This window comes from Chloracidobacterium sp. D (genome assembly GCF_018304685.1).
In the GTDB taxonomy this organism is placed as follows: Bacteria; Acidobacteriota; Blastocatellia; order Chloracidobacteriales; family Chloracidobacteriaceae; genus Chloracidobacterium; species Chloracidobacterium thermophilum.
Map to the genome: position 1 here is coordinate 1,304,432 of NZ_CP072634.1, position 23,389 is coordinate 1,327,820.

Annotated in this window: 18 protein-coding genes; 6 read left to right on the plus strand and 12 right to left on the minus strand. The window is 61.9% G+C overall.

Annotation, left to right across the window (positions count from 1 at the left end; translation table 11 throughout):
* Positions 1-17: 17 nt before the first annotated feature.
* A complete protein-coding gene (locus tag J8C01_RS05490) occupies positions 18-638 on the minus strand; it encodes an OmpH/Skp family outer membrane protein (RefSeq protein WP_014099621.1) in 621 nt (206 codons plus the stop codon).
* Positions 639-973: 335 nt separating this feature from the next.
* Here J8C01_RS05490 and J8C01_RS05495 point away from each other — a divergent pair, with 335 nt between their 5' ends.
* Entirely contained in the window at positions 974-1,750 is a 777-nt protein-coding gene (locus J8C01_RS05495; RefSeq protein ID WP_211432653.1) for an RDD family protein, read from the plus strand.
* 87 nt (positions 1,751-1,837) lie between these two features.
* On the opposite strand, the gene J8C01_RS05500 is transcribed toward J8C01_RS05495, so the two are convergent.
* The 8 genes from J8C01_RS05500 to J8C01_RS05535 all read right to left on the minus strand — a co-directional run bounded on the left by J8C01_RS05500 (position 1,838) and on the right by J8C01_RS05535 (position 13,038).
* On the minus strand, positions 1,838-2,857 hold the full coding sequence (locus J8C01_RS05500) for a serine/threonine-protein kinase (RefSeq protein ID WP_211432654.1): 1,020 nt from the start codon (positions 2,855-2,857) through the stop codon (positions 1,838-1,840).
* A 35-nt stretch (positions 2,858-2,892) separates the two neighbouring features.
* Entirely contained in the window at positions 2,893-3,807 is a 915-nt protein-coding gene (locus J8C01_RS05505; protein ID WP_211432655.1) for a S66 peptidase family protein, read from the minus strand.
* Positions 3,786-4,406: a pyroglutamyl-peptidase I gene (locus tag J8C01_RS05510; RefSeq protein ID WP_014099625.1), complete on the minus strand. Its 621-nt coding sequence runs from the start codon at positions 4,404-4,406 to the stop codon at positions 3,786-3,788. Before J8C01_RS05510 ends, J8C01_RS05505 begins: the two co-directional genes overlap by 22 nt.
* Positions 4,407-4,428: 22 nt before the next feature.
* On the minus strand, positions 4,429-6,717 hold the full coding sequence (locus J8C01_RS05515) for an NADP-dependent malic enzyme (RefSeq protein WP_211432656.1): 2,289 nt from the start codon (positions 6,715-6,717) through the stop codon (positions 4,429-4,431).
* Positions 6,718-6,844: 127 nt separating this feature from the next.
* Entirely contained in the window at positions 6,845-7,792 is a 948-nt protein-coding gene (locus J8C01_RS05520) for an ABC transporter ATP-binding protein (protein WP_211432657.1), read from the minus strand.
* A 32-nt stretch (positions 7,793-7,824) separates the two neighbouring features.
* A complete protein-coding gene (locus tag J8C01_RS05525; protein WP_041569101.1) occupies positions 7,825-8,298 on the minus strand; it encodes a putative molybdenum carrier protein in 474 nt (157 codons plus the stop codon).
* Positions 8,299-8,328: 30 nt separating this feature from the next.
* Positions 8,329-11,343 carry a nitric oxide reductase activation protein NorD gene (locus J8C01_RS05530; RefSeq protein WP_211432658.1) on the minus strand — a complete coding sequence of 1,005 codons (3,015 nt, stop codon included), beginning with the start codon at positions 11,341-11,343 and terminating at the stop codon, positions 8,329-8,331.
* 18 nt (positions 11,344-11,361) lie between these two features.
* On the minus strand, positions 11,362-13,038 hold the full coding sequence (locus J8C01_RS05535; protein WP_211432659.1) for a cytochrome c biogenesis protein ResB: 1,677 nt from the start codon (positions 13,036-13,038) through the stop codon (positions 11,362-11,364).
* A gap of 275 nt (positions 13,039-13,313) precedes the next feature.
* On the opposite strand from J8C01_RS05535, the gene J8C01_RS05540 reads away from it, so the two are divergent.
* From J8C01_RS05540 to J8C01_RS05560, 4 genes are all read left to right on the plus strand, one after another.
* Positions 13,314-13,718, plus strand: coding sequence for a hypothetical protein (locus tag J8C01_RS05540; RefSeq protein WP_211432660.1), 405 nt, complete (start codon positions 13,314-13,316; stop codon positions 13,716-13,718).
* Positions 13,719-13,726: 8 nt separating this feature from the next.
* Positions 13,727-14,926 carry a diaminopimelate decarboxylase gene (gene lysA, locus J8C01_RS05545; RefSeq protein WP_211432661.1) on the plus strand — a complete coding sequence of 400 codons (1,200 nt, stop codon included), beginning with the start codon at positions 13,727-13,729 and terminating at the stop codon, positions 14,924-14,926.
* A 67-nt stretch (positions 14,927-14,993) separates the two neighbouring features.
* Entirely contained in the window at positions 14,994-16,163 is a 1,170-nt protein-coding gene (locus tag J8C01_RS05550; RefSeq protein ID WP_211432662.1) for a VWA domain-containing protein, read from the plus strand.
* Between the two features lie 292 nt (positions 16,164-16,455).
* On the plus strand, positions 16,456-17,745 hold the full coding sequence (locus J8C01_RS05560) for an RNA-guided endonuclease InsQ/TnpB family protein (protein WP_211431268.1): 1,290 nt from the start codon (positions 16,456-16,458) through the stop codon (positions 17,743-17,745).
* A gap of 22 nt (positions 17,746-17,767) precedes the next feature.
* Here J8C01_RS05560 and J8C01_RS05565 read toward each other — a convergent pair whose 3' ends face one another.
* Complete coding sequence (locus tag J8C01_RS05565) at positions 17,768-18,259, minus strand: carboxypeptidase-like regulatory domain-containing protein (protein WP_211431269.1); 492 nt, start codon at positions 18,257-18,259, stop codon at positions 17,768-17,770.
* 55 nt (positions 18,260-18,314) lie between these two features.
* On the opposite strand from J8C01_RS05565, the gene uppP reads away from it, so the two are divergent.
* Positions 18,315-19,169 (plus strand): undecaprenyl-diphosphatase UppP, encoded by an 855-nt coding sequence (gene uppP, locus J8C01_RS05570; RefSeq protein WP_249355393.1) that lies wholly within the window; start codon positions 18,315-18,317, stop codon positions 19,167-19,169.
* A gap of 12 nt (positions 19,170-19,181) precedes the next feature.
* Here uppP and J8C01_RS05575 read toward each other — a convergent pair whose 3' ends face one another.
* Both J8C01_RS05575 and J8C01_RS05580 read right to left on the minus strand, forming a co-directional pair.
* Positions 19,182-21,446: a transglycosylase SLT domain-containing protein gene (locus J8C01_RS05575; protein WP_211431270.1), complete on the minus strand. Its 2,265-nt coding sequence runs from the start codon at positions 21,444-21,446 to the stop codon at positions 19,182-19,184.
* 83 nt (positions 21,447-21,529) lie between these two features.
* On the minus strand, positions 21,530-23,341 hold the full coding sequence (locus J8C01_RS05580; protein ID WP_211431271.1) for a hypothetical protein: 1,812 nt from the start codon (positions 23,339-23,341) through the stop codon (positions 21,530-21,532).
* Positions 23,342-23,389 lie beyond the last annotated feature (48 nt).

Consider the following 23,389-nt stretch of genomic DNA (forward strand, 5'->3'; position numbering starts at 1 on the left):
GGCCACAGGCTACCCACTCACGGTTTCGCGCTGGTGGCGGGCGCGGCTACCGGGTTGGCGCGGTTGTATTCCCGGATGAAGTCTTCGGTGATGTCGGCCGCATTGTCCACGTACGGGATCATGCCCAGGTTGTTGTTGGCCGCCAGCGCGCCAACATCAATGATCATGATGATGCCCCGCGCTGCTGCGTAACTCTCCATGAACTTGAAGACTTTTTCGCGGAGCGGATTGAGGACAGTTTGTTGTTCGCGCTCGATGTCGGCGCGCAGGTCTTCGTCCTTGCGCTTGTATTCCTTTTCAAGGGCCAGTCCCTGTTCCTGGGCCTGGCGACGGACTTCGACCGAAAGCTTTTCATCCTGCACCTTCTGGGTCAGTTCCTGAAGGCGCTTGGCCAGGTTTTCGAGTTCCGTTGTGCGGGGCTTGAACTTTTCTTCCAGCTTTTGGGCTTGCCGCCGAAACTCGTCAATTTTGTCACCGAACACCAGGGTGTTGACGATGACGACACGGCCCGTCGGAATGGAGGTCGCCTTGGCGGGAGCCGCCGGTTGGGAACTCCCTGTCGGGAGTGCCTGCGCCGCCGCGGTTGTAAAGCCGGCCGCAACCGTGGCAAGCACCCAGAGCGGAAGAGAAAACTTCATGGTGGTATAACGTCCTTATCGAAGTGGCTGTTGGTTGGCAGGCACGGGCAAAGCAGTGTACCGTGCTGTGCATTGACCGATGCACCTTCCACAAAGGAAGTCTGCCATTATACAAACGCCCGGTCAGAACGCAATTGTCCGCCCGTAACATCAAGTCTGATCAACCCCTTTCATTGACACCGGCAGCCGGTGGGATACGATGGCGCGGATGTTCTCCCCGCGAACGCTGTGCGCCCCGGTTTCCCTCTGGAAAACCCAGTCCGGCATAAGATTGGTTGGATGGTACGTTTCGTGCAGGGACAGGAATAAAGACGCAGGAAAGGTGGCTTCCGGCAATGACATGGCGCGTTGTCGTACAGGGACAAACCTACGAGACGAATCCCGAAGAACTCAAGCAGTGGGTTCGTGAAGGCCGGGTGCTTCCCACCGACCAGGTGTTTCAGCCGGGATTGGGGTGGAGTGCCGCCGCCCAAATCCCGGAGTTACAGGGCTGGTTTCCGCCGGGAGCCACGACTTTGCTCGCACCCGGAATGGAAGGCGGGATGTCCGCGTCGCCATACGCGGCCCCGTCCTACCCGCCGCCGGCGGCTGCGCCTTATGCGCCCCAGGCTGACCCTTACACCCCGGCCTACGGGCAGGTTGGTGGCTACAGCTACAATCCGATGCTGGCCGCGCTGCCAGCCACCCCGGCCGGACTTGGACAACGTTTCATCGGCAGTTTCGTGGACGGGGTTCTTTCCGTGCTGTGCGCGTTGCCGGGGATTTTTTTCTACATGAGCGCCATTATGGCTGGCGTGGGGGAGGGGGCAGAGGTCCCCGCCGGGCGGGCCGCCGGCGGTTACATCCTGATCTACCTTGGGGTCATTGGGTATGGTCTGCTCTGCGCCTACATGACGAGCACCAGTGGGGCATCACCGGGCAAGAAGGTCGCCGGGACGGTCGTCCTGCGCGAAGATGGGCAATATCTCAGTTTCGGGATGGCCATCCTGCGCGAGGTCCTCAAAAATGTCTTCAGCAACATCTGCTTCCTGCTGAACCTGTGGCTGCTGTTCGATCCGGCGCGCCAGCAGCTCTATGACAAGGTCGTGCGGGCCAATGTGTATGCAAGATAGTCAATGGCCACACGCCGGTTTCGGAAGTGAGGGGCGCCACGGCACGCGGCAGAGGTCACTTGCCCGGTTCCGATGCCGTGCGCGAGGCTAGGGAGTTGGTTCGTCTTCCGGGCGGGAAGGACAGGCGGTTTCCGGGTGGGCTGCATCGAACTGCAGGGCGGCAATCTGCCGGGTTCGATACCATGTGCCAGCCGCGTCAGTTTCCGGCGGTTGGGGTTGCCGGTAGAGCTGGTCTTCGGTCGTGGCGGCAATGGCGGCGTCAAGCGCCAGCCGCAAATCCAGGACAGAGGCAAAGCGTTCGGCCGGGGCTTTGGCCAGTGCCTGTTGCACCACAGCCACAACCGCTTCGGACAGATGCGGGCGGTAGAGGTGAAGCGGTGGCGGCGGTGCGGCAATGTGGCGGGCCATGACGTACTGCGACGGGCCGACGAAGGGCGGCCGCCCGGCCAGCATGCGGTAGAGCACCACCCCCAGGCTGTAAATGTCGCTGGCCGCCGTGAGTTCCTGCTCCCCACACTGCTCCGGGCTCATATACTCCGGCGTCCCAATCGCCACACTTTCACCTGAAATGTCGAAGTCCGCCCCCTGCCACGCGAGAAGAGGCTTGGCAATGCCGAAGTCAAGCAGGGTCGTGTGCTCGCTTCCGTCGGACTGGCGGCTGAGGAAGATGTTACCCGGTTTCAGATCGCGGTGCAGGATACCGGCTGCGTGCATGGCTGCCACGGCTTCGCAGACCGGGTCGAAAATCGCCTGAATCCGCGTCAACAGCATCTGCCCGATGTCATCGAGTTCATCCAGCAGCGTGCGCCCGTCGAGCCACTGCATGACGAAGTAGGCAATGCCGTAGGAGGTTTCACCCTGACTGTAGATTTCGATGATGTTGGGGTGCCGAATCCGGGACAGCAGGGCCATCTCCCGGCGAAAACGCAGCACGGCGTCGTGGTACTTTCCGAACTCATGCTGGGAAATGGCCTTGATGGCCACCGGACGGTCATTTTGCAGGTCATAGCCCTTGTACACCGTCGCGCCGTTGCCCGTGTGAATGCGCGTCAGCACCTGGTATTGGTCATCCAGGGTCATGCCCACGAGCGCGCTGCCTGAAATCATGCTGGACGGCCTTTCAAAAGCTGGAGGCTGCCATCTCAGGTGACGGCTGCTTCCAGAATGTCCAGGGCCCCGGCTTCGAGCCGGGCGCGGACGCCAAAGGGCAACGTCAGGTTGCCCACTTCACTATGCCCACTGCGCCAGCCATAGAGCGCCGGGACGCCCACCGGGCGGATGATGTCATGGATGACTTCCGCCAGTTGATACCCTTGGTCGGGATGCTGCACGCAGTCACTCATTTCACCAAAGACAAACCCGGCCACCCGGTCAAGTTGTCCGGCCAGCCGCAACTGCTGGAGCAGGCGGTCAATCTGGTAGGGCTTGGTGGCCGTGTCTTCCAGAAACAGGATAGCCCCCTCGGTGGCGAGTTGCCACGGCGTACCGACCAGCGCCGCCACGAGGGAAAGGCAGCCCCCCACCAGCCGGCCGGTGGCTGTCCCGCCGATGAGGGTTTCGACGTGAGGGGAAGTGAGTTTTCCCGCCGGTTGGGCGTTCATCACCAGCCGTTGAAAACTGTCCCAGTCGTAGTGCGTTGGCCCGGCAGAAAAATCCTTGGCCACCATCGGGCCGTGAAATGTCACCAGATCGCAGGCGCGGTGCAGAAACAGATGCAGGGCGGTGAGATCGCTGTAGCCAACAAAGATTTTGGGCTGAGCGCGCAGCCGGGCGGCTTCGATGTGTGGCAGAAGGTGCATCGTGCCGTAGCCGCCACGCGCTGCCACGATGGCTTTGACTTCCGGGTTCGTCCACAGCGTGTGCAGTTCGTCCAGCCGCCGGCGCAGTGTGCCCGCCGTGTAACGTTCCTTTGCGCCAATGTCCGGGCGATGGATGACGCGGAAGCCAAGGCGCTCCAGTTCGCGGACACCGGCCATCAGCCAGTCCGGGCGGACGTTGCTGGCCGGCGCAATGACGCCAATGAGGTCGCCGGATTTCAGGGCCGGAGGCTTGACCATATATCGCTCCCGGTGGTGTCGCGCAGGACTTCAAGGAGCCGCGTCACAGCGCGCAGTTGTTGGGTGAGCGGCAGCCCGCCGGCTTCCAGATCGGGCGTCGGCGGGAGGTGGACAAAGCCAAACCGGCACGAAAGACGCCGTTGGCGCAGGGCGTACAGCCCGGCGTAAAACAGGTGGTTGCAGAGATAGGTTCCGGCGGAATACGAAATTTCAACCGGAAGTTCATCCGCGCGGAGCGCAGCTTCCATTGCACGGATGGGGAGTGTCGTCCACAGCGTTGGCGGCCCGTCCGGCACGACCGGCGTATCCTGCCGCCGGTTTCCGGCATTGTCAGCTACGGTGAAGTCATCGAGGTTGACGGCCAGCCGTTCAAGGGCAATGGCGCGGCGTCCGGCTGCCAGCCCCAGCGCCAGTACGGCCGCCGGACGGGTTTCCTCCACAGCCTGCATCAGCCGCGCCACGCTTTCGTTGGCAACCACCGGCAGCACCAGACGCGACAGGTTCACACCGGCGGGAGGCGGTACAGTCAGAGCCACCGTCCGGGACGGATTGCCGGAAAAATGGGCAAACGGCTCGAAGCCAGTGACCAGAATGTGCATCACGACGGCATCCGCTCCTGTGCTACCACATTCTGCCGGCGGCCTGGACAGCCGGCTGGCGGTGCCGCTCCTGGGCATCCACGACGGCAATGGCCGCGAGGTTGACAATGTCTTTGACCTCGGCGTTGTTCGGCAGGACGTGTGCCGGATAGGCCAGTCCCATCAGAATTGGCCCGACAACCTCAGCCCCGCCCAGCGTGGCCAGCAGTTTGTAGGCAATGTTGGCCGATTGCAGGTCAGGGAAGACCAGCACCGTCGTGCGTTTTTCACCCAGCGCCGAAAATGGATAGTCCCGCGCCAGTTGTTCCGGCGAGAGGGCGACATCGGCCATGACTTCTCCATCAATGACCAGCGTCGGTTGTTTCTGCCGCGCCAGTTCAACCGCCCGCCGTACCTTTTCGGTGAATGGATGACGCACACTGCCAAAGGTCGAAAACGACAGCATGGCCACCCGCGCTTCGATGCCGAACTGCTCGGCCGTGCGCGCGGCATGAATGGCAATGTCGGCCAGGTCTTCGGCCGTCGGCTCGATGTTGACCGTCGTATCGGCCAGAAAGTACGCCCGGTTTTTGGCCAGCACCAGATGCAGTCCCATGACGCGCCGGACGTTGGTTCCGGTTCCGAGTACGCGGAGCAACGGCTTGAGTCCTTCCGAGTAGGCGCTCGTCACGCCGGTCACCAGGGCATCGGCATCACCCATCCGCACCATCATGGCCCCGAAGTAGTTTGACCGCTTGAGCATTTGACGCGCGCCAATGAGCGTCAAACCCTTGCGTTGACGCAGCCGGTGCAGGGCTTGTGCATAGTCCTCGAAACGTTCCGAACCCTTGGGCGTGACAATCTCGACGGTATCCAGAGCCAGCCGGAGGGTTTCGGCGCGGGCGCGGATGACCGCCGGATCACCGAGCAGGATAGGCTGGGCCATCCGGTCTTCAGCCAGCGCCGCCGCCGCGCGGATGATGCGGTCATCATCGCCTTCGGGAAAGACCACCCGCCGTGGTGCGCGCCGGGCCTTGGTAAACATGATGCGCAGGGTTTCCCGCGACTTGCCGAGCCGGCTGGCCAGCGTTTCGCGGTACTCATCCAGATCGAGGTGAATCCGCGCCACACCATCCCGCATGGCCGCTTCAGCCACCGCCGACGCGACCCAGATGAGCACCCGGTAGTCAAACGGTTTGGGAATGATGTAGTCGGGGCCGAAGACAAGGTGAGAAAGCCCGTAGGCTTTGGCCACCGTTTCCGGGACATCCTGCTTGGCCAGAGCGGCCAGAGCGTGCGCCGCCGCCAGCATCATGCCGTCGGTAATGGTCCGCGCCCGCACGTCGAGCGCGCCCCGGAAAATGAAGGGAAAACCAAGCACGTTGTTGACCTGATTGGGATAGTCGCTGCGCCCGGTGCCCATGATGCAGTCGGGGCGGGCCGCCTTGGCTTCCTCGTAGCTGATTTCGGGGTCCGGGTTGGCCATTGCCAGCACAATTGGACGTTCCGCCATGGTCTTGAGCATTTCCGGTGTCACCATGCCCTTGGCCGACAGCCCGATGAACACGTCGGCCCCGCGCAGGGCGTCGGCCAGCGTCCGGGCTTCGGTGTCCACGGCAAACTCGGCTTTGTGCTCGTTCATGCCTTCCGTGCGCCCACGGTAGATGACGCCCTTGGTGTCGCACATGAGGATGTTTTCCGGGCAGACGCCGAGTTTTTTGTACATCCGCGCGCATCCCATGGCGCTGGCGCCCGCGCCGGAGAAGACGATTCTGACGCTGTTGAGGGACTTGCCGACGAGTTCCAGCGCGTTGAGGATGGCGGCGCCGGAAATGATGGCCGTGCCGTGCTGGTCATCGTGAAAGACCGGAATATCGAGGATTTCACGCAGCCGTTGCTCGATGTAGAAGCACTCCGGGGCTTTGATGTCTTCGAGGTTGATGCCGCCGAAGGTGGGTTCAAGGATTTTGAGCGTCTGGATGAGTTCTTCGGGGTCTTCCGTCGCCAGTTCCAGGTCGAATACGTCTATGTCGGCAAAGCGTTTGAACAGCACACCTTTGCCTTCCATGACCGGCTTGCCGGCCAGGGGGCCGATGTTGCCCAGGCCAAGTACGGCCGTGCCGTTGGAAACAACGGCGACCAGATTGCCTTTGGCTGTGTAGGTGTACGCTGCGGCCGGGTCACGGGCGATTTCAAGGCACGGTTCCGCCACACCGGGCGAATAGGCCAGCGACAGATCGCGCTGCGTCAGACAGGGTTTGGTTGGGATGACCTCGATTTTGCCGCGCCGTCCCTGGGCATGGTAATCGAGTGCTGCTTGGCGCCGATTCATAAAACTACCTCAATCATACGAGAGACATTCACCTGACTCTAACGCAGGCGCGTCACTTCCGTACATTACCTTGTTGTTTTGCTTCAGCCGGGTTCAGTTCCCGGGCGGAGATTTTCAGGGGGCTGGGTCACGTCGCCAGCCAGCAGGCTACCTGGTGTCCTTCGCCAACATCGCGTAGGGGTGGCTCCCGGTGGCGGCACTCATCCACGGCAACGGGGCAACGCGGATGAAAGCGGCAGCCGGGCGGGGGCGCGAGCGGACTGGGTACATCTCCGGCCAGTGGTGCACGGACTTTGCGCCGGGACGGGTCAGGAATGGGGATGCTTTCCAGCAGTGCCTGGGTGTAGGGATGACGCGGTTGGGTAAACAGGCGGCGCGTCGGGGCCACTTCGACCAGTTTTCCAAGGTACATCGTACCCACCCGCGTGCAGAAATGCTCCACCACGGCCAGCCCGTGGGAAATGAACAGGTAGGTCAGCCCAAACTGTTCCCGCAGGTCGGCCAGCAGGTTGATGATCTGGGCCTGAACGGAGACATCCAGGGCGGAAACCGGTTCGTCGGCGACGATGAACTTGGGCCGAAGCGCCAGCGCCCGCGCAATGCTGATGCGTTGACGCTGGCCGCCGGAAAACTCATGCGGATACCGGCTGGCGTAGTCGGGATCGAGACCGACGACCCGTAGCAGTTCAGCCACTTGTTCCTGGCGCGACTGGCGGTTGCCGATACCGTGAATGACGAGCGGTTCGGCAATGGCTTCGCCAATCCGCATCCGGGGATTGAGTGAGGCATAAGGGTCCTGAAAGACGATTTGCATGTCGCGCCGTACCCGGCGCAGTCCGGAGCGGGAGAGCTGCCGCAGGTCGCGGCCGTCGAACACAATCCTCCCACTGGATGGTTCGACAAGCCGCAGGATGGTGCGGCCGATGGTGGTTTTGCCGCAGCCGGATTCCCCAACGAGTCCGAAGGTTTCACCGGGCAGAAGGCTGAAGCTCACCCCGTCCACGGCTTTGACAAGGCCACCGGCGACCGGAAAGTGCTTGACGAGGTGCTCCACCTGGAGCAGGTGGTGATCCATGGAATGCCTGGAAATGCAGTGGGAAGAAAAGGTTACATCCGCAGGACTTTCACCGAAGTCAGGACATGCGTCAAGAGCCGGTGGCTGCGGGCATAGATGCCCGGACATTCACTTTCGCGCGGGCCGGCGATGTTGAGCCGAACGGGTTGCCATTGCGCAATCCAGGCAAGAATGATGTCTGCGGCTTCGGACAGTTGAAGCATCACCAGGGCGCAGGGCTTGCGCCAGCGCACCGTACAGTCAAGGGTCAACCGTGTGCCGCCCAACAACTCATCTTCGAGCAGGATCAGGGTGGCATCGCTGTCGCGTACGTTCCATTCCGTTCGCTGGGCCGGGTCTGTGTCCGGGGTTTCAAGCAGTGGGTAGTCCGGCGCAAGTGGGCCGTCTTCGGCCCAGCGCCCGTGGGGGCACCACCCGGCACATTCGAGTCCGACCTGTCGGGCCGCGTCAAGGGCCGCCCGATCCACACCGGTTTGCCCACCTGAAACAATCACCATTGATGTCATGGCTGTACCAAATCTCCGGGCCGGCCCTGGTCAGCTTGTCAGGCGGCGGTAGATGCCGGGCAGCTTCTCCGGCAGGCTGAGCACGTCATCAATGACCGTATAACCCACGTCACCATAGAGTTCCCTGAGTTCCTGGTCGGCATCCCGCTCGATGGTGATACAGAACGGCGTGATGCCGGACTGCCGGGCGCTGCGCAGGGCCTGCTTGCTGTCTTCGCGGGCATAGCGGGCGTCGCCGTAGTCATGGTCGTAGGGCCGGCCGTCCGAAAGCAGGATGAGCAGCTTGGTGCGGGCCTGGTGTCCGGTCAGTTTGCAGACGGCATGCCGGACGGCAGCGCCCAGACGGGTGTTGTTCTGGTAGTTGATGCCGCCGATCCGTTCCTCGATCTGGGCGCTGTAGCGTTCTTCAAATTCCTTGATGACATAGAAGCGGACGTTGCGGCGGCCCTCGCTCGTAAAGCCATAGATGGCATAGCTGTCGCCGACGGCTTCGAGGGCTTCGTTCATGATGACCAGCCCTTCTTTCTCGATGTCAATGATGCGTTGTCCCGGCCGCGTGTAGGGCATCCTGGGATAGCGCGTCAGGGTACGTGCTGTCGAACTTGACATGTCGAGCAGAAAGGCCACGGCGACGTTGCGATGGCGGCGCAGGTGCTTGATGTAGATGCGTTCATTACCGGAGAGCGCCGCCCGCCGGTCGAGCTGGCGGTCAATCACAGCATCCAGGTCAAACATTTCCCCGTCCAGTTCACCCGTGACCCGACGGAGCGCTTCCGGTTTCATGAGCTGAAACTGGTGGCGGATTGAGGAAATGAGTCCCTGGTGGCGCGCGCGCGTCAGTTCGACAAAGGTTCGTGTGCCGGCCGTGGGCCGGTGCTCAATCACCCGGCACCAATTGACGCGGTAATCCCCCAGTTCGCGGTCCCACTCATCGTAGAAAAACGCCTGTCCGTCAGCTTCCAGCATCCGGTCATCGGTCAGCCCTTCCCGTAAAAACTGGGCGGTGAGGTCGTGCTGGGAGGGGGTGTGTTCCTGGCTCCACGTCTCGAAACTTTGACCGGGTTGAGGTGGGGAAGGTGACGCCGGTGAGGTGGACGGAGTGGAAACTTCAGTTGCCCCGGCTTCACCCGGCGCATCATCCGGTTGCTGGACGACCTCGTTGACGGCCGCTTCGGTCGCATCGGAGGGCTGTACCTGTTCGATGATGTCGTAAATGCGCTGGGTCGCCAGCAGGGTATCGGTCAGCGCCGCCGTCGGATGGTCGAGATAGGTTGTAACAATCTGTTCGAGGGCCGTGACAATATGCGGAAGCTGTTGCCGGGTGACGGCATCCACACCGCCGCAGAGGGCGATCCGAAACAGGATTTCCGTCCACTGGTGCTCCGGCGGGAGTTGTAGGACATCCGGGCGGGTCTCCCGCAACCGGGCCGCAATGAAATCCAGGTCACGGCGGATGCCCCGGTAGGCGCGCCGCAGGCGGCGGTCAATCCGTGCGTTCTCAAGGATTGTAAACAGGCGCGTGGCGGTTGCTGGATCGGGAAAGTGCCGCAGCAATGTGCGATAGGTCACCGGCTCCCGTCCCGTTGGCGGTGGAGCCGTGGGAAAAGCCGCCTGGAAATCCTGCCGCAACGCGATGAGTTCCGGGGTGTCGGCGGCATGAGTGCCGTACTCAATCTGTCCGGCTCCGTGAGCGGCCAGTACCTTGTAGAGCCGGAAATTCGATTCTTCATCCGCGAAGTCGTTGATTCGACCAGGCAGCGGAATGGTGCGTCCATCGCCAATGACGGACTGCTCGGCGGCGCTTGAAAGTGGGACAATCGTCACGCTGCGTCCGGTGAGACCTTCGACATACAGCCGGAGGATGGCAGAGACCGTATCGAGCGCCACACCGTCCTGTCCGCCTTGGAGCGCTGCCCGGCTCGCACGGGACTGCAAGCCGTAGTAAGCCTGAACAGCGCGTCCATCCGGGTGGTGCGCCAGTCCGGCCAGGGCCCAGTTGCGGAAATGTTCAATGTTGGTCTGGCGCAGCGCCAGCGGAGCTGACTTGAAGCATTCCAAGGCCGCTGTACGGTCCACCCGGTCCAGATCGGCTACGGTCTCACACAACAACCGGAGCGCAGCCGTAAGGTCAGGGCCCGACCGCGAGGCGGCCAGCGTCTGCATCACTTCCGGCGTCAGCTTCAGGAACTGATAGCTGTTCGTATTTCCCTGGGCGCACATCGTGAGCGCCAGCCGCCGCCAGGGTTCATAGCCCTGGTGGCCCGTCTGCTGGACAACCGCCGTGGCGGCGCGCAGGTAGTACAGCGCCAGGCTGCCCCCGCGTTCCAGAAAGGCCTGTGTGTGTTCAAGCAGCGCGTTCAGATGGCCATGCGTGCGTTGGGTGAGGAAGTTCGGGATGGCCAGAAAAAACTCGGCCGCCGTGCCGCCGGCGCGGTAGGCAAAGGCGGCGGTCATTTCGACGAGGCGGTTGAGCAGCGCCTGGTCAGGGCTGTCGAAGGTGCGGACGTGCGTCACCACAACCGGCGACTGGCGCAGCAGGTCCTGGCTGTGTCGCACCGAGTGACGCGCCACTTCGTTCACGATGGAGAGCAGGCGCGGCAGCACCGGAGTGCTGTCAATCCGGGAAACAACCGAGGGAAACATCTGGAACGTTTCCACGGCTGTGCGGGTGGACATCGTTGCTTGGCGCGTCGTCAGGACAATGGCGCTCAGGCGGTGAGCCGAAGGCAGCGCCTCGAAGACCTGGGGACTGGCCCGGAAGAACTGGTAGGCGGCTTCGACATTGGTGGACGCAAGGCGTTTTCCACACTCACCCCACGCCTGAAGCTCAAACGACGTGAGCTGTGTGGCAACTTCGGGCGTGACCCGGAAAAACTCCAGCGCCGTCCGGGGCGACAGGCTGGCCAGTCCCGCCCCGATGCTGGTGAGAAACAGCAGGCGTTCGGTTGGAATCCCGGCCAGGCGCGGAACCATCTGCTCGGCTTCAGCAGCGTCACTCCCTTTGAACAACTGGCGGAGTTTGGCTCTAAGCTGGGATTCGGCCATAACCTTGGTCTCCGGGAATCAGTTGGTGGCAGACATCTGCCTGTCAGGTGGTAGCGCACTGCCAGCGGCAGAGGGGAGGGCGGCGACAATGGACTGAAACCGCTTCTCAAAGGCCGGCCGGTTGCGATTGGTATGCCCGGCAAGACTGAGGCGCAGGGTGCCATCCGGCAGTGGCTCCAGGTACAGCCACAGCCGCTGATGCGCAAAGAAAAACACAAGCCAGAGCGCCACGATGAGCATTGCCGAGCCGAGATAGACCGTCGTCACGCCGGGGTCATACTGCACCTGAAGAATATGGCCGCTGGAAACTTTCTCGAAGTCGGTCAGGACCAGGCGCAGGTCGCCGACTTCGGTTTTGGCCCTGAGAAATGGAGCATTGCCCAGGGTGGCGAGACCTTCTGGTGGAAAAGCATAAAGCTGACGTGGGTTGTCACCAAGGACATCCAGAATGGCAACCGGACGCCGGTATTCGCCGCTGGCACTCCCCAGGCGTCCGCCCTGGAAGGTGACATCGGGAATGAAATCCGCCAGCCGGACGCGCCCCAGTCCGGGAATATCAGTCGGTTCGCGTCCAATGACGTAGGCTGTACCGGTCTGACTTCCAGCCGGACGGAGTTCGATGTTGACCGTCCGGGCGCTGCCGAAGTTGTCAAAACTGGCCTGGAAAAAACGGTAGCCACGGTAGTCGAAGGGATGGTTGAGGTGGATGTGGGCCGGGATTTCCACTCCACGCTGCTCATCTTTGATCAGGACGCGCGTGTGCCAGTCGAGCGTGTTGGGCGCACTGAGGTCGGGTTTGCGCGGATCGAGCAGGTTTTGTTCGATGTCGGTGCACACCAGCGTGAAGGGCATTGCAAATTCCCGGACCGGCTCATCAGGCGCCCCAAAGCTGACGAAGGTGTTGGCCGCCTGTCCCGGCACCATCCGCACCGTACCTTTGTGACCAAACAACCCGCCCACCAAAGCGCCGCCGAAGATGGTCAGCAACGCGGCGTGAACAGCATACGCCGTAAGTCGGTTCCACGCCTGGGCTTCCATCAGAATGGTTGTGCTGCCATCCCGTGGGTTGACCGTCTCAACGACCCGATACACGGCGCTGATGGGCAGCCACCGGTGGATGAGCGGACGTAATTCCTGCTCCGCCCGCGCTTTGAGCGTCTGAATGACCGTTGCCGCATCCGTCACATGGGCCACATGGCGAAATGGCTGGCGATTGATGAACGCCTGGTTGACTTTCACGATCGGCTTGCGTACGTAGCGCCAGGCCGCCGGAAAGTAGTCAATCGAGGCGAGCACGATATTGAGGCTGACGGTCAGCAGCAGCAGGTTGAACCAGCGGGTGTGGTAAATGTCGAGCAGACCGAGAAACTCATACAGTTCCCGTTCGGCTGGCAGCAGGCTGGCATAGTACTCCGTAAAACCGCTGGTGCCCTTCTGGATGATGACGGTGCCCAGCACCGAGGCAACAATCAGCACGGCCAGCAGAAAGACCCCGACCTTGACCGAACTCAGAAAGCGAAGCGTGGCATCGAGCATCCGCTCAGCCTGGGACTTGCGCGGTTTGAAAGGCTTGGGCGACGGTTGCGGTGCGGATTGGTTCGCCTGAAGTGTGTCGGTGTCTGTGACCGGACTTGGTGTTTCAACTGAAAGCGCCATGGATGGAGTGATGAGCCTGATAAAAGTTGCATCGCCCATGGGGAGCGGCGATGGCGCAGCCTGCTGGCGAAGTATCCGCACAGCCGGGGACAGGGGTCAAGGTAACTGTGCGCCCACAAACGTAGCGCACTTGTATCTGAGCGGCCTTTTCGGTTTTTGTCCGTGATCTGACCCGGCTAGGCAGAAAACTGACGGCTTGCTATGATGCAGGCTACTTTTGGCAGACTCCATCAGCAATGCGAACGCCACAGGACGGTCGCCGGCCGGGTGCAGTCTGGTGGCGTGGCCGTCGAGGATTGAGGAGAACGTAGTTCATGGGCAGACACTTTGTGCTGCGTCGTCCGGTTCGCACAACCGAGCGTGGGGAAGGATACGGGCAGCTCATTGCTGTCCTTGCGGTTGTAGCCACCATTGGCTTTATCCTGTTCAAGACTTTGCCTGCGTACTGGCGTGAGCAGAACGTCAAGAATGAACTCGCGGAACTGGCGCGCAAGTATGCCATCGGCGCCAAGGGCTACATGACGGAGAAAGAACTCGAAAACCAGTGGCTGAAAGTCAGCAACGAGTTCAATGTGCCTGAAGAAGCCAAGTTTACGGTCAACCGGCAGGGAGGAAAGGTCACTCTCAAAGTGCAGTACACCGAGCCGATCAACTTCCTGGTGTACACGTATGACTGGGAAGTCAATGCCGAGGCCTCAGACTCTACCGGGCGGTACTAAGTGGGCTGATGCTACTTGATTACATAGGTGACAGCCTCCACTTTGGCCGCGAACCGCAGTGCTGCCTGCGGGACTTCGTTGCCGGGCGCACAGAACCCTGTTACCTCTACGACCTGCGCCATTTCACTGAACGTTACCGATGCTTCCGGTCGGCTTTTGCCGGCCTGCCGCATACCATCCACTATGCTGTCAAGGCCAATGCCCATCCGGTCTTTCTGCGCCGGGTTGTGGAGTTGGGCGGTGGGGCGGATGTCGTCTCCGGCGGTGAACTGCAACGCGCTCTCGACTCCGGGGTGCCACCGGAGCGGGTCATTTTCTCCGGGGTCGGGAAGTCGCATGCCGAACTGCGGTTGGCGCTGACCTGCGGCATCAAGCAGATCAACGTCGAGTCGGTCGGTGAGATGCGCCGGATCATTGACCTGGCGGAAGCCCTGGGCCGACCGGCCCGCATTGCCTTTCGCTTTAATCCGTCGGTGGATGCTGAAACCCACCCGTACATTGCAACCGGTTTTCGGAGTCATAAGTTCGGGATTGACGCCGAAGCGGTCATGACGTGTCTGGCGCTGGCGCGGCAGTCCGCCCGATGGGTGCAGGTGGTGGGCGTCTCACTGCACATCGGGTCGCAAATCGTGGACGTGGAAAACTTCGCCGAAGCCCTGCGCAACACCCGTCCGCTGGTGGCGGCGCTGCGCGAGCAGGGCATTGCGCTGTCCACCTTTGATGTGGGGGGCGGTTTTGGCATCCACTACGACACCGGTGATGAAGCCCGCGAGCTGGAAAACTTTGCGCGCTATGCCGAGGTCATCCGACAGGGCGTGCAGGGACTGGCCGGGGAAATTCTCTTTGAGCCGGGAAGGTTTCTTGTGGCCCGCTGTGGCGTGTTGCTGGCCCGGGTCGAGTATGTCAAAACAACGCCCTACAAGACCTTTGTTATCGTCAACACCGGGATGCACCACCTGATCCGTCCGGCGCTGTACCAGGCCCACCACCGGATTTTGCCGGTCGTGCAGCGGGCCGGCCCCAGCCGCGTGGTGGATGTGGTGGGTCCGCTTTGTGAGTCGTCGGACTTCCTGGCCCAGGGCATCGAACTCCCGGAGGTGCGCGAAGGTGACTGGCTGGCCATTGCCGATGCCGGAGCCTACGCCCGCAGTATGGCCAGCGAATACAACCTGCATCCCTTTCCCGATGAAGAATTCATCGTAGAATAAGCCGGTTGGGGACCCATCGGCCCTCTGGGACTCAACCAAGTTTGACGGAGTGGGAGATTCGCCGGGCATGGTTTGTTCGTCCCTGCGTCATAGTGTGGCCTGGCTCGTTGCTGTCGTCCTGCTGCTGACGGCAGCCTGGTCATCCTCTGTGGCCCAGAGTGGGCGCAAACGCGAGACTGCGCCGCGCCAGTACGAGCCGGCCAAACCCAAATCCCCGCCGCCTTCCGAGACTCAGGAACCGCCGGCTACGCCCTCCCGTCCACGGACGGTCGGCCAACCGGATGCTCCCCAGTCGGACGCGCCCCGGAACGACGACTCCGAGCCGGACGACACAGACGAGAACACGCTGCGGATTCAAACCCAGCTTGTGACTGTCCCGTTTGCCGTAGTGGACAAGCGCAACCGGTACATCAATGACCTGACAGCCCAGGACGTACAGGTGCTGGAAAACGGCAAGCCGCAGGAAATTTTCTCCTTCACCCGCGAGCATGATCTGCCGCTGACCTTTGCCCTGGTCTTTGACATCAGTGGCAGCCAGCAGTACAGCATTGCCGAGCAGCGCCTGGCGGCCAAAGCCTTTCTGCGCCAGGCGCTCCGGCCTGAAAAAGACCTCGCCGGAGTGGTGACATTCCGGCGCGACATCGAAGTGCGTCAGAAGCTCACCAGCAACCTGGCGGCGCTTGAACGGGCGGTTGACGATGTCCGGTTTGAATCCGGGGGCTATGTGTATGGCGGTACGCCGCCGCTGGATCCGTCCATCACCGGCACGAGCCTGTACGATGCGGTCTATGTTATCTCCAGCGAGATGTTGCCCCGCGAAGCCGGGCGGCGTGTCATCATCCTGCTGACGGACGGGGAAGACACGACGAGCCGCTACAAACTCAACGATGCCATTGACATGGCCCTGCGTTCCGACGTGCAGGTGTATGCCGTGGGGATTCCGGGCGGAGTGCCCAACGGCTTCGGCGGCGTCACCATCACCGGCATTGACCGTCGAACGCTGGAGCGCCTGTGTGAGGCCACCGGCGGACGGGCGTTTTTCCCGCGCAGCCCGGCAGACTATGTGGCGGCCTTTCAGCAGATCGAGACGGATTTGCGGCAGCAGTACATTTTGACCTACGTTCCGTCGGATGCAACCCGCGATGGGAGTTTCCGTTCCATCACCATCAAAATCCTGCGCTCCGGTGAAGCCAAAGACTGGCGCATCTTTACGCGCAAGGGCTACTACGCCAAGTAAGCGCTTTCGGTGTCATTGCTGGCCGGGTGGCAGTGTTTTTCGGTTTCAGTGCCTTCAGTTGCGGATGACCGGGATGCGCGGCAAGCCCCGCCGTTCAGGGCGGGGAAGGATAGCGCAGACGGCGGAGCCGTCCTTTGGGTTTATCTCAGTGCGGTGTCTGTTGCTGCTCGATGTACTGGCGCACGATGGTATTTCACCAAAAAGACCACGTGAACGTGCACCTTGAAAACACAGTGCCGCCCATGTCGAATATCGTTGTCATCACCCATAGACCAAGAGTATAATTGCGGTTATGCAACGCCTCCAGGCCTTCAGATTCGAACTCATGCCAAACGGCCAGCAGGAGCGGCAGATGCGCCGCTTCGCTGGCGCTTGCCGGTTCATCTACAACAAGGCATTGGCCTTGCAGAAGGAGCGCTACGAGCGTGGCGAGAAGAAGCTCGGCTATGCCGGGCTGTGCAAGCTGCTCACTGAGTGGCGCAATAGCGCAGAGACGGCTTGGCTGGCCGATGCACCGATTCACCCGCTGCAACAAAAACTCAAGGACTTGGAGCGCGCCTACAGCAACTTCTTCGCCAAACGCGCCGACTTTCCGCGCTTCAAGAAGAAGGGGCGGTCGGACAGCTTCCGCTATCCCGACCCCAAGCAAATCAAACTCGATCAGGGCAATAGCCGTATCTTTTTGCCCAAGCTCGGTTGGCTGCGCTATCGCAACAGCCGGAAAGTGCTGGGCGATCTGCGCAACGTCACCGTCAGCCTGAGCGGCGGCAAGTGGTTCGTTTCCATTCAGACCGAGCGAGAGGTCGAGCAGGCCATCCCGCAGGGTGGCGCGGTCGGCATCGACATGGGTATTGCCCGGTTCGCTACGCTCTCGGACGGCACGTTCTACGCACCCCTCAACAGCTTCAAGCGGCATGAGGTTGCCCTGCGCAAAGCGCAGCAAGCCATGAGCCGCAAGGTCAAGTTCAGCAACAACTGGAAGAAGGCGAAAGCCCGCGTCCAGCGCATCCATTCCCGCATCGGCAACGCCCGCCGCGATTTCCTGCACAAGGCCTCGACCGCGATCAGCAAAAACCACGCGATGGTGTGTATCGAGGACTTGCAGGTGCGTAATATGTCCAAGTCGGCGGCAGGCACGGCAGATGCGCCGGGAAGAAACGTTCGGGCCAAGTCCGGCCTGAACAAATCCATTCTCGACCAGGGCTGGTACGGGTTCCGCCGCCAACTGGACTACAAGCTGGCGTGGAAAGGCGGCCATCTCATTGCCGTGCCGCCGCAGAACACCAGTCGCACTTGCCCAGGCTGCGGCCACGTGTCGGCGGACAACCGCCAGACCCAAGCCCGGTTCGTATGCGTGGCGTGCGGCTATGAGAATAACGCCGACGTTGTTGGCGCGATCAACATCCTTTCTCGCGGGATACAACGATTGCGGGACGAAGGGCAGGACACGGCCAACGCTTTGGTCGGGATGCAGGTGGACTGGCTGCCTGTGTCAGCCCGGATGGCCTGTGGATCGAACTGCATAGGCAGTCGGAAGCAGGAACCCGCCGAGACGACGGCGCGTGGAGCGATCCGTGCGTAGTTGTGGTAGGAATCTCCGCCCTTTAGGGCGGGGAGGACGTCAATTTACGGATTGAGCCGCCGTCCCTGGTGATGAGCGGCGTACGGTAGGGAAGGCGGCGAATGATGTTTGGTGCGGTGGGCGTGCGGGGTGGCAGGTCCACAACCAACTCCACTGGCGGCCACGCCTGAATGTTCACTTCGGTGAACTCCACCGTAGTGAAGTCCGGGTGGATGAACCGGACACGGTACACGCCTTCCGGGATGCCCACGTGGGCACCGCGGCCGTTGCGGTCGGTTTCAAATGTCAGCGCCGCTTCCGAAGAGCGCTGACGCAGCTCCACTTTGACACCGGCCACCGGGAGCGACTCCGGTTTCAGGCGGCCTTCTGCCCGAACGATCACGTAAAGCCGGCCACAGCACCGGGACGCGCCGGCCGCCACCGGCGGAGGCCCGCCCGCCGCCGGCACCCAGCCCCAGAGCAGCAGCCAGAACGCGAGAAAGCACGTGCTTCGCTGGAAGGCGTGCAGTAGCATTGCCCGCCAAGGCTGCCGGGGCCCACGTCCCGGACATTTCCTGCCAGTGTTGTTGATGATGTCCATCCTGCAAGCCATTCTTCTTGGTATCGTCCAGGGGCTGACTGAGTTTTTGCCCATCAGCAGTACAGCCCATCTGATTCTCGTCAGCAAGCTGCTTCAGCTTGACCAAAAGCTGACGCCGGAGCAGTTGACCGGCTTTGTGGCTTTTATCCAGTTGGGTACGGTCCTGGCCCTGATTGTCTATTTCTTCCCGGACTTGTGGAACATTGCCCGGGGCTTTCTGACCGACAACCTGGCCTGGCTGCAGGAGCGGCGGGAACTGGGTGAACCGGCCCGACTGGGATGGCTGATTGTCATCGGGTCGTTTCCGGTCATCGTGTTCGGGTTCGGATTCAGGAAAATCATCGAGGGGGTGCTGACGAAAAACCTGTACGTCATTGCCGGGGCGCTGGTCGGTCTGGCGGTGTTTCTGGTCGTGGCTGAAGTTTTGGGATCACGCCGCCTCAAGCTGTCTGACCTCACCTGGTGGCATGCCCTGCTCATTGGCTGCGGACAGGCGCTGGCGCTCATTCCGGGCGCTTCGCGTTCCGGCACGACCATCACTGCCGGCCTGCTGCTGGGGCTTGACCGCGCCACTGCCGCCCGCTTTTCGTTTCTGCTGTGCGTTCCGGCCCTGACCGGCGCCGGGCTGTTGCAGTTTGTTCGGGAAGTCAAGGACTTCGATCCGACGATGCTGCTGGCGACGGTTGTTGCCACGGTTGTATCCGGCATCACCGGATATGCCGCCATTGCCTTTCTGCTCTACTTTCTCAAGACGCACAGCATGCTGGTTTTTGTGGTCTATCGGCTTGTTTTGGGCGGACTGCTGTTCTTTCTGCTGGTTACCCAGCGGATCGCTCCGGTTTGATAAATCGCCTATTCAATCCCGGTTGCCTGAGCCGTAAAGCCGGCGGTAATGGGCGGTATTGCGCAGGACACCCTGAACATACAGCCGGGTTTCGGTAATCGGGATGGCATCAATCCAGACATCAAGCTCAGCGGTAGGCAGGGTCTTGAGCCAGTTGACAACCCGACCCGGCCCGGCGTTGTAGGCTGCGAAGGCATATTCATAGCGCCCGAACTGGCGGCACATGTCGGCCAGGTAGCTGGTGCCCAGCACGATGTTGAGCCTGGGATTGTAGAGCTGGTCAGCCGTAATGGGTCCGGTGCCTTTTTTGTTGGCCACGAGCCGTCCGGTCGAGGGGAGCAGTTGCATCAGACCGATGGCGTTGGCGCGTGAGCGGGCGTTGGCGTCAAAGACCGACTCCTGGCGGATGAGGCCGGCGACGATGAAGGGGTCAAGTCCATTGGCCTTGGCTTCCTGCTGGATGGTTTCCCACTCGCGCAACGGAAAGAAGATTTCCCATTCTTCGCGGCTGATTTCATCGCCTTGGTAGGCGAGATACTCCGGGTGGGCGCGCTGCAACGCCTGCACGGCGCGGTTGGGTTGGCCGAGGTCGCGGTACACGCGGGCCATTTCGAGTGCGACTTTGGGTGACGTGGGCGCCGTCTGACGCGCCGCTTCCATTTCTTCGAGGGCAAAATCCATCAGCCCGATGATCCGAAGCTGGGAGGCCCGTTCCAGCCAGGCTTCGCCTTCGCTGCCAAGGGTTTCCGGGAGCGGACGGGCCGGCGGCAAGCCGGCAACAGCTCGCATGACGGGATGTTGCACCGGAAGCTGCGCCGCCGGGACGGAGCGCAGGGCCGCCAGACGATTGGCTGCCTGCTGTCCGTAGTAGCCATAGCGGTACCGCCGGACAATGGCTTCGTAGAGTACCTTGGCTTCGGTGTTGCGCCCGGTGCGCTCCAGGTTGCGCGCTGCCCAGTAGGCGGCCATGCCTTTGTAATCCGAGGCCGGAAACAGTGCCACGTGGTCGAGCAGAAGCGGAAGGGCGGCCGCATAGGAGCCCTGCTGGTGAAGTGTCCAGGCCCGCCGGAAGTGCCACCGCTGGCCGGCTTTCCGCTCAGGGTACTGCCGGATGAGTCGCTCGTAGTAGTTTCCGCTGCCGCGCTTTTCAGCCCACTGGGCAAGGTTTTCGAGCGCCTCGCCAGCGCGTGGGGAAGTGGGATACAGCGTCAGCAGCCGCTCCACCGTGGCCGGATAGCTGGTGCTGCCGCTCCGCCGCTGGACTTCGGAAAGGTAAAACAACGCTTCGGCGTGGCGCGGTTTGTCCTGACTGCTGACGGCCGCAAGCTGGGTTGCCGCCGGAGCCAACTTCTGGGCAAAGTAGAGGCTGATGCCGTACCGCAGGCGGGCTTCATCACTTTGGAGTGCAGTTGGGTCAAGCGTCGCCAGTTGGGTGAAGTCTTCGGCAGCGGCCGTGTATTGCCTGACTTCATAGAGCCGGTTGGCGCGTCGGCGCAGTCCGTCGGCGTCTGTGACACGCACCGCGGCAGCCGCCGTCGCCGGATCAGGGAACAATGCCTGCCGGGCATTTTGGACTTCGTCCTGGGTCAGGCTGTCCGGCGCTTCGGTGATGATGCGCCGCCAAGTGCGCTGGGCGTCTTCCAGACGGCCGGCCGTGTGGTAGGCCAGGGTCAGAATGGCCAGGGCATTGCCATCGCCTTTGTCAAGCAGAGGTTGGAGCACCTGCTCAACACCCGGCACATCGCGCCGGACGGCGGCAGCCCGCCCGGCCTGGAGTGTGGCGGCACGGGCCAGCAGGGATTGCGGATAGCGTCTGCCGACTTGCGCCAAGGTTGCCTGCGCGGCCTGGAACTGACCGCTGTCAAACTGGGCTTTGCCCAAGTAATACAACCCATAGTCACCCAAACGGCTGAACTCGCCAATGAGTGGCGTGTCGAGCAGGCTGACTGCGGTGGCATAGTTGCGTTGCTGGTAGTTGTCATAGCCCCGGCGAAAACGGGCCAGAGCCGCAGCTTCAGAGTCTGGATAACGGCGCTCGAAGCTGGCAAGAAGGCTGTCGGGCGGCTGATTGCCGGCGCGCGCCACTGCCTGACGGAGTTCGGTGAGGGCAGCCGTGCGTTCCTGGGGCGTGGCGGCGTGCAGGCAGTACCGCACTGTGAAACTGCCACCAAGGGCAAGTCCGGCGATCAATACGAGTCCACCGATGCCAATCCTGAGCGGCAGTGGCTGCAACCAGGTACGCCAACGTGACTGAAGCCGTGAGAACAATGCTTTCATCGCAGGGGGGTCCGCTTGGAAAAAAATGGACGAGCCGGGTGCTCGTCCATTTCCTGGAGATGGGAATCGCTTGCGGCGTGGCTTTATTCCGGCTGTATCAGAACCGGACCGGGGCAATCCGCCCCAAGGCGGGAGGGATCACCTTCCGCCAGGGAAGAAACGAGTTCGTCGTAGAAGTAATCGAACTTCGCCGCCACGATGGGACTAACCCGCTTGTCATACATCTGGCGCGAGCGGTCAATGTCTTCTTTTAGACGGTCATACAGGTCGCGGTTAATGCGTCCTTCCGCAACCTTGGCCTCGTTGTAGAGCTTGATTTCCGAAACGAGCAGACGGGCAAAGCGCCGTGCATCGTTGTGGGCTTTGGCTTCCTCTTCAGTCGTGGGTTTGGGAGGGGCGCTTGGCGCAGCAACAGGGACCGGTGGTTGTGACTGAATGGCCGGAGTTGGGAATGGAGCGACGGTGAAGGCTCCATTGTCAAGCGATGCGGTACCGCTTTCAACGCCAAAGACGGATACCGATGGTTCGGGAGAAGGCTGCGTCCAGGAGGATGTGGGAGCTGGCTCCTGAATCGTCGGACCGGGCGGGACGTAGGGCGGGAGCGGTTTCGGTTCGAATGCTGGTTCCTGGGGTTCCGGGCTGGCTTCAACCGTCATGGCACCCATTTCAGAAACCACTGCCGGTGCCGCGCTGTCTGGCTGGGTGTCTCCAGCGAGGTGTCCATCGGGTTGGGGGGAAACCTGGGGCGTGGAGTCGTACTCCGCCGCCATGGAAGCACTCGGCCCGGCTGGTGCTACGACACCATACCCTACCTCTGCCTGGGCAGCACTGGTTTCAGCCGGTTCAGCTTGGTAGGTGGTCGCCTGAACTTCAGCGGCGGTGGTCTCTGCCACACTTTCCTGGGGAGCGCCGGTCTCAGCCGCGACCGGCGTGGCTGCCGGTTGCTCGGTGACCACTGGACGAACCTGCACTTCGCTGACGGCTGTGGGTGGGGGAGCGGTTTCAGTCGTGACCGGTGGCGGGGCCATGGTCTGGGTCGTCCGGTCCGTGACCGCGACCGCAGTTGTTGCCAGCCGACTGCGGGCATTGAGCAGTTCGACGGTCAGCCCGGCAACGTTGGTCAGAATTTGCAGCGGTGGAACGGTAATCCGCTCCGCCGGCTGATCGCCGGAGTCGGCATAGAGTACGGCGGCCACCTTGCCACGGACGAGCAGCGGAATGCCGGCCATGGCTTCGGGCGCTTGCCCGATACGGTCAAGCAGAATCTGGTTTTCTTGGTAGGCATAGGGGCTGTCCAGCACGGCCATTTGCTGTTCCAGTGCTGCGAACAGCGTTGTTTTGGCCTCAATGGGGATGGTCAGCCCGCGGAGTGAACCCCCGGCCGTTTCAAAGCCACGTTCCGTCCAGGCGACGATATTCCCGGACTTGACAACAAACAGCGCCACCCGTGGTGCGTATTCCAGGGCGCGTGTGACCAGCAGATTGAGAACTTCAGCCTGAGTGGGCTGGCTCTGAATTTCGACGAGGTAGTAATACAGCGCCTGAAGATCAACCGTCAGTGGTGGCGGCGCTGCTGCAACCGGTGGCGCAGGAATTTCCTCGACAGGCGGTGGCGGTTCCGCCTCATGCGCCGGAGCCGGTGTTGCCGCTGAGGTTGGCGGCAGTGGGGCCGCCAGGGCGGCCAGATGCGCCACTGCGCGTTCGGCAAAGTCGGCAATGGCTGGTTCCTGGCTGACCGCCGCCAGTCGCGCGGCCGACTGCGAGAGCAACTGTGTAAAAGACTGTTCAACCTGGTGGTGCATCCGGGCCAGTTCAGCTTCCATTTTGCCCAGCTCGGCACGGACAATAGCTTCGATTTCGGCGCGCCAACTTGCCTTCAGGTGTTCGTGTGACACGGGTTTCTCTCCACTCGATGAGATGCTTGATGCCGGTGGAACTTAGCC